This window comes from Kitasatospora sp. NPDC023176 (genome assembly GCF_055560495.1).
Map to the genome: position 1 here is coordinate 57944 of NZ_JBVHIP010000034.1, position 12974 is coordinate 70917.

At 75.8% G+C, this 12974-nt stretch carries 2 protein-coding genes (1 of these 2 cut by a window edge); both read left to right on the forward strand.

Annotated features, from left to right (window positions below; translation table 11 throughout):
• On the forward strand, nt 1-2772 hold the 3' end of the coding sequence (locus ACZ3YL_RS33765; RefSeq protein ID WP_465661163.1) for a type I polyketide synthase. The gene continues 25152 nt to the left of window position 1, outside the view; 2772 of the gene's 27924 nt are visible here — the last part of the coding sequence; the start codon falls outside the window, past its left edge; the stop codon is at nt 2770-2772.
• A gap of 10 nt (nt 2773-2782) precedes the next feature.
• Entirely contained in the window at nt 2783-12964 is a 10182-nt protein-coding gene (locus tag ACZ3YL_RS33770) for an SDR family NAD(P)-dependent oxidoreductase (protein ID WP_465661150.1), read from the forward strand.
• Nucleotides 12965-12974 lie beyond the last annotated feature (10 nt).

A 12974-nucleotide genomic window follows, 5' to 3' on the forward strand; every position in this document is an offset into this window, starting at 1 on the left:
GTCGAGGCGGCGGAGGCGGAGGTGCTGCCGCTGCTGACGGACGGCGTCTCGATCGCCGCCGTCAACGGCCCGCGCGCCGTCGTCCTCTCCGGAGACGCGGACGCCGTGGAACGCGTCGCCGCCGGATTCGCCGCCGACGGGCGCAGGACTAGGCGTTTGCGGGTGAGCCATGCGTTTCACTCCGTACACATGGACGCCATGCTCGACGACTTCGAGCGGACCGCCCGGGGCATCGCCTACACCGCCCCGCGCATCCCGCTCGTGTCCAACCTGACCGGCGACGTCGTCACCGGCGACACCGGGGCGGCGTACTGGGTGCGCCATGTCCGCGAGGCCGTGCGCTTCGCCGACGGCGTCGCCGCCCTCACCGCCCGCGGTGTGCGCCGTCACCTCGAACTCGGCCCGGACGGCGTGCTGTCCGCCCTCGTCCAGGCCGGCACCGGGGAGGACGCCGACCCGGCCCGCCCGGTGGTCACCGCCACCGCGCTGCGCCACGGCCGCGACGAGTGCACCACCCTGCTCGCCGCCGTCGCCCGCCTGCACACCGACGGGCTCGCGCCGGACTGGTCCGCGGTGTTCGCCGGCACCGGCGCCCGGCGGGTCGACCTGCCCACCTACCCGTTCCAGCGGCAGCGCTACTGGCCCGAGCAGTCGTTCGCCGCGGACCGGCCGTCCGACGGGGAGTTCTGGACGGCGCTGCGCACCGCGTCCTACGACGCGCTCGCCGGCACCCTGGACGTCGACGGCGACGCCCTCGCCCAGGTGCTCCCGGCGCTGCGCGACTGGCACGACCGGCGCGAGGAGCAGGCCGCCGTGGACGCACACCGCCGACGGATCGTCTGGAAGCCGCTCGACCGGCCCCGGACCGCGGCCCCGGCCGGCACCCGGCTCGCCGTCGTGCCCGCCGGTCACGGCGACCCGGCCTGGACGGACGCCGTCCTCGCCGCGCTCGGCGCGGACACCGTCCGGCTGACCGTCGAGGCCGGCGCCGACCGCGCCGGCCTCGCCAAGCAGCTCGCCGAACTCCCGGACGCAGCCGGAGAGATCACCGCCGTGGTCTCCCTCCTGGCGCTCGACGAGTCGGCGGACGGCAGCGTCCCTGCCGGGCTCGCCCGCACCGCCGCCCTGGTGCAGGCCCTCGGCGACGCCCGGATCGGCGCACCCCTGTGGTGCCTCACCCGGGATGCCGTCGCGGCCGCCCCCGGCGACCGCGTCACCGGCCTGGCCCAGGCAGCCGTCTGGGGACTCGGCCGGGTCGCCGCGCTCGAACTCCCGCAGCGCTGGGGCGGCCTGATCGACCTGCCCGCGAGCCTCGACCGGCGCACCGGCACGCTGCTGGCCGCCGTCCTCGCCGACCCGGACGGGGAGGACCAGCTGGCCGTCCGGCCCACCGGGCTCCTCGGCCGGCGCCTGGCCGCGACGCCGGGCGGATCCGGCGGCGACCAGACCGACTGGGACCCGACCGGCACCGTCCTGATCACCGGTGGCACCGGCGCGCTCGGCGCCGAGGTCGCCCGCGGCCTCGCCGCCGCAGGGGCCCGGCACCTGGTGCTGCTCAGCCGCCGCGGCCCCGACGCCCCCGGCACAGCCGGGCTCCGCGCGGAACTCGCCGCTGCCGGCGCCGCCGTCACCATCGCGGCCTGCGACGCGGCCGACCGGCAGGCGCTCGCCGCCGTCCTGGCCGCCGTGCCCGCCGAGCACCCGCTGACGGCCGTCGTCCACGCCGCCGGCGTGCTCGACGACGGCGTGATCGACGGCCTCACCCCCGACCGCTTCGAAGCGGTCTACCGGGCCAAGGCCACCTCGGCCCTCCTGCTCGACGAGCTGACCAGGGACCACGACCTCGCCGTCTTCGCCCTGTTCTCCTCCGCCTCCGCGGCCGTCGGCAACCCCGGCCAGGGCAACTACGCGGCCGCCAACGCCGTCCTCGACGCCCTCGCCGAACGCCGCCGCGCCGACGGACTCACCGCCACGTCCCTCTCCTGGGGCGCCTGGGCCGGCGGCGGCATGGCCGCCGACGCCCGGGCCGGCGAGGCCGCCCGCCGCACCGGCATCAAGCCGCTCGACCCGGCCGTCGCGGTCGCCGCGCTGCGCCGCGCCGTCCTGGACACCGCCCCGACCACCCTGGTCGCCGACGTCGACCCGGAGCGCTTCGTCCGGGCCTTCACCGCCCTCCGCCCGAGCCGGCTGCTCGCCGACCTCCCCGGCTACGCCGACCCGCAGGGCTCCGGCGAGGGCGACGCGAACGGCCGCGAGCTGCGGGCCGAACTGGCCCCGCTCAGTCCGGCCCGCCGCTCCGCCGCCCTCCTCGGGCTGGTGCGCGGCCGCGCGGCCGAGGTGCTCGGACTGCCCGGCCCCGAGGCCGTCGGCCCCGAGAAGGCCTTCCGCGACCTCGGATTCGACTCGCTCGGCGCGATCGAACTGCGCAACCGGCTCGGCGCCGCCACCGGCCTCGACCTGTCCCCGACGCTAGTCTTCGACCACCCGAGCCCGACCGAGCTCGCCGAGCACCTGCTGGGCCTCCTCGTCGACGAGGGCGACGGCGCCGCGGCCGCGGATCCCGAGCGGGCCCGGCTGCGGGCGCTGGTCGAATCCGTCCCGCTGGACCGGCTACGGCGCAGCGGCGTCCTGGACGCGCTGCTGAGGCTCGCCGACGGCGCGCCCGCCCAAGACGCCGACGACGACGAGGACGCCGACGCCATCGACGCGATGGACCTGGACGACCTGGTGCAGGCCGCCCTGCGCAACGACCCCGACCACGCCCAGGACTGACGGAGCAGAGATGACCACGCCCCACGACAAGGTAGTCGCCGCTCTCCGGTCCTCGATGAAGGAGACCGAACGGCTGCGCCACCAGAACCGGCAGCTGCTCGCCGCGGCCGCCGAACCCGTCGCCGTCATCGGCATGGGCTGCCGCTACCCCGGCGGCGTCGCCTCGCCCGAGGACCTCTGGGACCTCGTGGCGGGCGGCACCGACGCCACCGGAGGCTACCCGGCCGACCGCGGCTGGGACCTCGGCGCCCTGGCGGACGCCGGCGTCGACGAGCGCGGCACCCGCGTCTCCCGGCGCGGTGGCTTCCTCGACTCGGTGTCCGGCTTCGACGCCGACTTCTTCGGCATCTCGCCCCGTGAGGCCGTCTCCACCGATCCCCAGCAGCGCCTGCTGCTGGAGACCTCGTGGGAGGCGTTCGAGCGGGCCGGCCTCGACCCGACGGCACTTCGCGGGAGCAGCACCGGCGTCTTCCTCGGCACCAACGGCCAGGACTACGCGTACCTGCTGGTGCGCTCCCTGGCCGACGCCACCGGTGACATCGGCACCGGCATCGCCGCCTCGGCCCTCTCCGGCCGCCTCTCCTACACCCTCGGGCTGGAGGGCCCGGCGGTGACGGTCGACACCGCGTGCTCGTCGTCCCTGGTCGCCCTGCACTGGGCGGTCCAGGCACTGCGGGCCGGCGAGTGCACGCTGGCGGTCGCGGGCGGCGTCAACGTGATGGCGACACCCGGCTCGCTGATGGAGTTCTCCCGGCAGGGCGGACTGGCCGCTGACGGGCGCTGCAAGGCGTTCGCGGACGCGGCGGACGGGACGGGCTGGGCCGAGGGCGTCGGCGTCCTGGTGCTGGAGCGGCTCTCGGACGCCCGCCGCAACGGGCACCGCGTGCTCGCGGTCGTCCGGGGCTCGGCGGTGAACCAGGACGGCGCGTCCAACGGCTTCACCGCGCCCAACGGCCCCTCGCAGCAGCGGGTGATCCGCCAGGCGCTCGCCAGCGCCGGGCTGTCGCCCGCCGACGTCGACGCCGTCGACGGCCACGGGACGGGCACGCCGCTCGGCGACCCGATCGAGGCCCAGGCCCTGCTCGCCACCTACGGGCAGGGACGGGAGGACGGCCGGCCGCTGTGGCTGGGCTCGGTCAAGTCCAACATCGGCCACGCCCAGGCGGCCGCCGGGGTTGCGGGCGTGATCAAGATGGTGCAGGCGCTGCGGCACGGTGTGCTGCCGAAGACGCTGCACGCCGACACGCCGTCCTCGCGCGTGGACTGGTCGGCGGGCGCGGTGCGGCTGCTGGCGGAGGCGCGCGAGTGGCCGGGGGGCGAGCGGCCACGACGGGCGGGGGTGTCCTCGTTCGGGATCAGCGGCACGAACGCGCACGTGATCGTCGAGGAGGCTCCGGCGGAGGATGCTTCCGGGGCGGATCCCTCGGTCGCGCCGGGTGTGGTGCCGTGGGTGGTCTCGGCGAAGTCGGAGGCCGCGCTGAGCGCGCAGCTGGAGCGGCTCACGGGGGTAGGCGGCTCGGCCGGTTCGCCGGTGGACGTGGGGCTGTCGTTGGCGGGGCGCTCGCGGTTCCGGCACCGGGCGGTGCTGGTGGACGGGGGCGAGGTCGCGCGTGGGGTGGCGGGGGAGCGGTCGACGGCGTTCCTGTTCTCGGGGCAGGGGTCGCAGCGGCTGGGGATGGGGCGGGAGTTGTACGCCCGGTTCCCGGTGTTCGCCGAGGCGTTCGACGCGGTGTGCGCCGAGTTCGACCCGGGCTTGCGCGAGGTGGTGTGGGGCGAGGACGCGGAGCTGCTGAACCGGACTGCGTACGCCCAGGCCGGGTTGTTCGCGGTCGAGGTCGCGCTGTTCCGGCTGCTGCAATCGTTGGGTGTGGAGCCGGAGTTCGTGGCCGGGCATTCGATCGGTGAGATCGCGGCGGCGCATGTGGCCGGGGTGTTCTCGCTGGAGGACGCGTGCAAGCTGGTCGCGGCCCGGGGCCGCTTGATGCAGGCGCTTCCGGCGGGTGGCGCGATGCTCGCCGTGCAGGCGACGGAGGACGAAGTCCTGCCGCTGCTCACCGACTTCGTGTCGATCGCCGCCGTCAACGGTCCGAGTTCGGTCGTCGTCTCGGGCACGGAGGAGGCCGTCGCGGCGATCGAGGCGCACTTCGCCGATCGCAAGACCACGCGGCTGAGGGTGTCCCATGCGTTCCACTCGCCGCTGATGGACCCGATGCTGGAGGACTTCCGCGAGGTCCTGAACGGGCTGACGTACCAGGCCCCTTCGATTCCGCTGGTCTCCAACCTCAGCGGCGCCCTCGGCGAGGACTTCACCACCCCCGACTACTGGGTGCGCCACGTCCGCGATGCCGTCCGCTTCGCCGACGGCATCCGCGCCCTGCGCGAGGCCGGGGCCATCGCCTTCGTCGAGCTCGGCCCCGACGGCGTCCTCGCCGCCCTCGCCCAACAGGACCCGGACACCCCCGCACTCCCGCTGCTGCGCCGCGACCGGCCCGAGGAACACACCCTGGTCACCGCGCTCGCCCGGCTGCACGTCGCCGGCGTCCCCGTCGACTGGGCGCGGCTGTTCGACGGCACCGGCGCCCGGCGCGTCGACCTGCCGACGTACGCCTTCCAACACGAGCCCTACTGGCCGGCCCTGGGCAGTGCTGTCGGCGACGTCGCCTCCGCCGGTCTGCTCGCGGCGGACCACCCGCTGCTCGGGGCGGCCGTGCCGCTCGCGGGCACGGACAGCGTCGTCTTCACCGGCCGGCTCTCGCTCGGCACGGCTGCGTGGGAGGGTGACGCGGATGTCTTCCCGGCGGCCGGATTCCTGGAACTGGCGATCCGGGTCGGCGACCACGTCGGCTGCGACCGGGTCGAGCGGCTCGCCGTCACCCGGCCGCTCGCCCTGGCCGGCGCGGGCGGCGGCACGATGCTCCAGGTCCGGGCGGGCGCGCCGGACGAGTCGGGCGCGCGGACGGTGACGTTCTTCTCGCGCCCCGACGGCGGGCTGGACGAGCCCTGGACCGAGCACGCCACCGGGGTGCTGACCACGGGAGCCCGCGCCGCCGACTTCGACGCGGCGGTCTGGCCGCCGGTCGGCGCGGTCGAGGACGGCGCCGGTGTCTGGCGGCGTGGTGAGGAGACCTTCGTCGAGGCCGGGCTCCCGGCCGAACTGGCGGGCTCGGCCGCCGGGTTCGGTCTGCATCCGGCGTTGCCGGCCGCCGTCCTGCGGGCGGACGGCCGAGGGCTCGTGCCGGTGGCGTGGTCCGGGGTGTCGCTGCACGCCACGGGTGCCACGGTGGTGCGGGCCCGGCTGGCGCGGACGGGCGCGGACACGCTGTCGCTGGTCCTCGCCGACGCGGCGGGCGAGCCCGTGCTGTCGGCGGAGTCCGTGGAGCTGGGCGAGCCGGCCGCCGCTGCGCACGGGGTGAACGGGTCGCTGCTGCGGCTGGAGTGGGTCGCCGCTGCGCCCGCCCGGCCGGTGAGCGTCCCGTTCGCGGAGGTCGCCGAGCTTGCGGAGCTCGGCGGTGAGGTGCCGGGTGTCGTGGTGGTCCCGGTGGCGGGTGGTTCGACGCCGGAGGCCGTGCACGAGGTGACGGCGTGGGCGTTGGGCCTGGTGCAGGAGTGGCTGGCCGAGCCACGGTTCTCGGACGCGCGCCTCGTCCTCGTCACGCGCGGTGCCATGGCGGGCGGCGAGGTGTCCGACCTCGTCGGCGCCGCCGTGTGGGGCCTGGTGCGGGCGGCCGAGTCGGAGAACCCGGGCCGGTTCGTCCTCGTGGACGCGGACCCGGACCCGGACGGTGGACTGCCGCTGGACGCGGTGCTGGCGACCGGCGAGTCGCAGGTGCTGGTCCGCGCGGGCGCCGTGCGGGTCGCTCGGCTGACCCGCGCTGCGGGTGACGGGTCACCTGCGGGGTGGGGCGCGGGGACGGTGGTGATCACGGGTGGCACCGGTGGTCTGGGCCGGCTCGTCGCGCGCCACCTGGTGGCGGAACACGGCGTGCGGGAGCTGGTGTTGCTGAGCCGGCGCGGGGGCGCCGGCGCGTGGCTGGAGGAGCTGCGGGAGCTGGGCGCCGACGTCGAGGTGGTGGCCTGTGACGCGGCGGACCGGGAGGCGCTCGCGGAGGCGCTGCGCGGCCGGACGGTCACGGGTGTCGTGCACGCGGCCGGTGTGCTGGACGACGGTGTGGTGACGGCGTTGACGCCCGAGCGCCTGTCGGCCGTCCTGCGCCCGAAGGTGGACGCGGCGTGGAACCTGCACGAGCTGACCAAGGGCCAGGATCTCAGGGCCTTCGTCCTGTTCTCGTCGATCTCCGGTGTGCTGGGCAGCGCCGGTCAGGGCAACTATGCGGCGGCCAACGTCTACCTGGACGCGCTGGCGCACTGGCGCCGCCGGCAGGGCCTGCCGGCCCAGTCCTTGGGCTGGGGCGCCTGGGTGCCCGCCGCCGGCATGACCGGGACCCTCTCCGAGGCCGACCTGCACCGCATCCGCGCCACCGGAGTGCCGCCCCTCACCGAGGAGGACGGGCTCGCCCTGCTGGACGCCGCCATGGCCGTCGACGCGCCCTCCCTGGTCGCGACCGGCCGGATGGCCGTCGGCGCCCGCCCGCGCGGCGAGGTGCCGACGCTGTTCCGCGCCCTCCTGCCCGCCGGGCGGCGTACGGCGGTCAGCACCACCGGCACGGCCTTCGCCGCGCGCCTGTACGAGCTGCGCGAGGGCGACCGCTCACGTCACCTCGTCGACCTCGTCCGCACGGAGGCGGCCGGCGTCCTCGGCCACGCCTCGGGCCAGGCGGTCGACCCCGGACGGGAGTTCCGGGACCTCGGGTTCGACTCCCTCACCGCGATCGAGCTGCGCAACCGCCTCGCCGACGTCACCGGGCTCCGGCTCCCGGCGACCATGGTCTTCGACTACCCGACCCCGCACGCCCTCGCCGCGCACCTGAGGGGGGAACTCCTCGGCGAGGAGCACGACCTGGTGGCTCCGGAGGCCGCCACCCGCGCCGACGCCGGGGAGCCGATCGCGATCGTCGGCATGGCCTGCCGCCTGCCCGGCGGCGTGCGGACACCCGAGGACCTCTGGAGGCTGCTGAGCGAGGGCCGCGACGGCATCACCGACTTCCCGACCGACCGGGGCTGGGACCTCGACGCGCTCTTCGGCACCGGCCACGGCGTGAGCGCCACCCGCCGGGGCGGGTTCGTCGCCGGCCTCGGGGACTTCGACGCCGGCTTCTTCGGCATCTCGCCGCGCGAGGCCCTCGCCATGGACCCGCAGCAGCGCCTGCTGCTGGAGACCTCCTGGGAGGCGTTCGAACGGGCGGGCATCGACCCGACGGCGCTGCGCGGCAGCCGGACCGGCGTCTTCGTCGGCACGACGGGACAGGATTACGCCTCGCTGGTGATGAACTCGCGGGAGGAGGTGGAGGGCCACGCGAGCACCGGGCTGGCCAACAGCGTGATCTCGGGCCGGGTGTCGTACTGCTTCGGCCTGGAGGGCCCCGCGCTCACGATCGACACCGCGTGCTCCTCCTCGCTGGTGGCGATGCACCTGGCCGCGCAGTCCCTCACCAGCGGTGAGTGCACCCTGGCGCTGGCCGGCGGGGTGACCGTCCTGTCCACGCCGATGAGCTTCCTCGGCTTCACCCGCCAGGGCGGACTGGCCACGGACGGCCGCTGCAAGGCGTTCGCGGACGGTGCCGACGGGACGGGCTGGTCGGAGGGCGCCGGTGTGCTGGTCCTGGAGCGGCTCTCGGACGCCCGCCGCAACGGGCACCCGGTCCTGGCCGTCGTGCGCGGTTCCGCCGTCAACCAGGACGGTGCCAGCAACGGGCTGACGGCGCCCAACGGCCCGTCCCAGCAGCGGGTGATCCGCCAGGCCCTCGCCAACGCCGGGCTGTCGGCCGCCGAGGTCGACGCCGTCGAGGCGCACGGCACGGGGACGCCTCTGGGTGACCCGATCGAGGCCCAGGCGCTGCTTGCGACCTACGGCCAGGACCGCGAACTCCCGCTGTTCCTCGGCTCGGTGAAGTCCAACCTCGGGCACACCCAGGCGGCGGCCGGTGTCGCGGGTGTGATCAAGACGGTGCAGGCGATGCGGGCGGGCGTGCTGCCGAAGACGCTGTACGTCGACGCGCCGTCCTCGCACGTCGACTGGTCGGCGGGCTCGGTGGAGCTCCTGACGGAGGCACGTGAGTGGCCGGAGGCCGGGCACCCCCGGCGGGCAGGGGTCTCGTCGTTCGGCATCAGCGGGACGAACGCGCATGTGATCGTCGAGCAGGCGCCGGCGGCGGATCGGGCCGCGGCAGCGGGTGTGGCGCCCGGCGTCGGGCCGGGCGTCGTGCCGTGGGTGGTCTCGGGCGCGTCGGAGGCCGCGCTGGACGCGCAACTGGCCGGGCTCGCCGGACTGGACGGCTCGCCGGTGGACGTCGGGCTGTCGCTGGCCGGGCGGTCGCGGTTCGGGCACCGGGCGGTGCTGCTGGACGGTGCCGAGGTGGCGCGCGGCGCGGCGGGGGAGCGGAGGCTCGCGCTGCTGTCCTCCGGGCAGGGCTCGCAACGGCTCGGGATGGGAAGGGAGTTGTATGAGCGCTTCGCTGTCTTCGCGGAGGCGTTCGACGCGGTGTGTTCGGAGTTCGACCCGCCCCTGCGCGACGTGGTCTGGGGAGCGGATGCGGAGCTGTTGAACCGGACGGAGTTCGCCCAGGCGGGGTTGTTCGCGGTCGAGGTGGCGCTGTACCGGCTGGTCGAATCGTTGGGTGTGGAGCCGGAGTTCGTGGCCGGGCATTCGATCGGTGAGATCGCGGCGGCGCATGTGGCCGGGGTGTTCTCGCTGGAGGACGCGTGCAAGCTGGTCGCGGCCCGGGGCCGCTTGATGCAGGCGCTTCCGGCGGGTGGCGCGATGCTGGCGGTGCAGGCGACGGAGGACGAAGTCCTGCCGCTGCTGGGCGAGTTCGTGTCGATCGCGGCCGTCAACGGCCCGTCGTCGGTCGTCGTCTCGGGCACGGAGGAGGCCGTCGCGGCGATCGAGGAGCACTTCGCCGATCGCAAGACGACGCGGCTGAGGGTCTCGCACGCGTTCCACTCGCCGCTGATGGACCCGATGCTGGAGGACTTCCGCGAGGTCCTGAACGGGCTGACCTACCAGGCGCCTTCGATTCCGCTGGTCTCCAACCTCAGCGGCGTCCTCGGCGAGGACTTCACCACCCCCGACTACTGGGTGCGCCACGTCCGCGAGGCCGTCCGCTTCGCCGACGGCGTCCGCGCCCTCGACGCCGCCGGTGCGACGGACTACCTGGAGCTCGGCCCCGGTGGCGTCCTCACCGCCCTCGCCGCGCAGAACCTCGACGAGGGCGCCGACCACGTCGCGGCCCCGGCGTTGCGCGCCGACCGGCCGGAGGAGGGCGCCCTGCTGACCGCGCTCGCCCGCCTCCACGTCGTCGGCGTCCCCGTCGACTGGGCCCGGGTCTTCGACGGCACCGGCGCCCGGCGCGTCGACCTGCCGACCTACGCCTTCCAGCGCGAGCGCTACTGGCCCGCCCGGGCCGCGCGCACCGGCGACGTGACCGGCGCGGGTCTGCGGCCGGCCGAGCATCCGCTGCTGGGCGCGGTGGTCTCCCCGGCCGACTCGGGCAGCGTGCTGCTGACCGGCCGGCTGTCGCTGAAGGCGCAGCCGTGGCTGGGCGACCACCGGGTGGGCGGCGCGGCCGTCTTCCCGGCGACCGGGTTCCTGGAGCTGGCCGTCCGGGCCGCCGACCAGGTGGGCTGCGACCGGGTCGAGCGGCTGACCCTCGCCGAGCCGCTCGGGCTGCCCGAGGACGGCGCCGTCGTCGTCCAGTTGGTGGCCGGAGCCCCGGACGAGACCGGGACGCGCCCGCTGAGCTGCTACGCCCGGCCGGAGGACGCGGCGGACGGTCCGTGGACCTGCCACGCCACCGGCATGCTGGCCATCGGCGAGCGCGAGGTCAGCCTCGACGCCTCCGCGTGGCCCCCGGCGGACGCGGAGGCCGTGGATCCGGCGTTGTGCCACGACTCGCTGGACCACGGCCCGGCGTTCCGCACGCTGCAAGCGGTGTGGAGGCGGGGCGACGAGGTGTTCGCCGAGGCCGTCCTGCCGGGCCGGGCCGAGGACGCGGCGCCGTACGGGCTGCACCCGGCGCTGCTGGAGGCGGCCGTCCAGATCGCCGCCCTGACCGGCGCGGACGAGGGCGCGCGGCTGGTGCCCACGGACTGGCACGAGGTGGTGCTGCACGCGACCGGCGCGGCCGTGGTCAGGATGCGGGTCGCCAGGACGGGGACGGACGCGGTGTCCGTCGAGGTGGCGGACGCGGCGGGCGGGCCCGTGCTGTCGGCGGGATCGCTGACACTGGGCGAGCCGACGGCCGTGGCGGAGCGGGCCGGACTGGCCGGGGCGCTGCTGCGGCTGGACTGGGTGGACGCGCCGGAGCGTGCGGGCGGGCCCGTGCGGGCGGTGACGCTGGGGGAGGACCTGGCGTCGCTCGGCGAGGTGCCGGATGTCGTGCTCGTTCCTGTGGCGGGCGGTTCGTCGCCCGAGGCGGTGCACGAGGTGACGGCGTGGGCGCTGGGCCTGGTGCAGGAGTGGCTGGCCGAGCCGCGGTTCGCTGACGCGCGCCTGGTGTTCACCACCCGGGGGGCGGTGCCGGGCGGTGAGGTCACGGACCTCGTCGGCGGCGCGGTCTGGGGTCTCGTCCGGGCGGCGGAGGCGGAGAACCCGGGCCGGTTCGCCCTGCTCGACGTCGAGCGCGAGTCGGACGTGGAGGCGGCGCTGCCCGTCCTCGCCGCCCGACTGGAGGGTGGGGACTTCCAGTTCAGCGCCCGTGCCGGAGCCGTCCGGGTGGGCCGGCTGGCCAGGGCCGACATGGCCGGCGAACCCTCGAAGGGCTGGGGCTCGGGCACCGTGGTCATCACCGGTGGCACCGGCGGTCTGGGCCGGCTCGTCGCACGGCACCTGGTGACCGAACACGGTGTCCACGACCTGCTGTTGCTGAGTCGGCGCGGGGGCGCCTCCGAGCTGGTGGACGAGTTGCGAGCGTCGGGCGCTCACGTCGAGGTGGTCGCCTGTGACGCCGCCGACCGGGAGGCGCTCGCGCAGGCTCTGCACGGCCGGAGGATCACGGGCGTCGTGCACGCGGCGGGTGTGCTGGACGACGGCGTCGTGAGCGCGCTGACGCCCGAGCGGCTGTCGACCGTCCTGCGCCCCAAGGTCGATGCCGCCTGGAACCTGCACGAGCTGACCAAGGACCAGGACCTCACGGCCTTCGTCCTGTTCTCCTCCATCTCCGGTGTCATGGGCAGCGCCGGTCAGGGCAACTACGCGGCGGCCAACGTCTACCTCGACGCGCTGGCGATCTGGCGCCGCCAACAGGGCCTGGCCGCACAGTCGTTGGGCTGGGGCGCCTGGGTGCCCACGGCCGGTATGACGGGCACGCTCACCGAAGCCGACCTGCACCGCATCCGCGCCACCGGCGTCCCGCCCCTCACTGAGGACCAGGGCCTCGCCCTGCTCGACGCCGCCATGGGCGTCGACGAGCCGTACCTCGTCCCCATCGGCCGCGCCACCGGCCCGGCCCGGATGCCCGGCACGGTGCCCGCGCTGCTGCGCGGACTCGTCCGCGGCGCCCGCCGCGCGGCCGAGTCCACCGGCGGGCGCACCGGCGCGGTGGCCGCGCTCGCCGCCCGCCTGACCGAGCTGCGCGAGGCCGACCGGCTGCGCCACGTCGTGGACCTCGTCCGCGCCGAGGCCGCCGCCGTCCTCGGCCACGCCTCGCCGCAGGCCGTCGCCGCTGACCGGGACTTCCACGACCTCGGCGTGGACTCCCTCACGGCACTCGAACTGCGCAACCGCCTGACCGCCGTCACCGGCCTGCGCCTGCCCGCGACCCTGGTCTTCGACCACCCGACGTCCGCCGTCCTCGGCGCACACCTGCTCGGCGTGCTCCTGGACGAGCAGGACGCCGCGGACGGCGCCGCGCTGTTCGGCCAACTCGACCGTCTGGACACGGCCCTGGCGGACCCGGACACCGACGAGGCGACCCGCAACGCGGTCTCCCTCCGGCTGCGCCGAATGCTGGAGAAATTGCGAAACCAGGACGCGCAGAATGCCGAGGACGCCATTGCGGAGCGGCTCGAAGCGGCGAGCGCGGACGAGGTCCTCGCCTTCATCGACAACGAGCTCGGCCGTCTGAGCGACCGCTGAGGACCGCTGA

Bases quoted from the DNA above. Each gene is read 5' to 3' on its own strand.
- ACZ3YL_RS33770 (WP_465661150.1), top strand. From the start codon at position 2,783: ATGACCACGCCCCACGACAAGGTAGTCGCCGCTCTCCGGTCCTCGATG.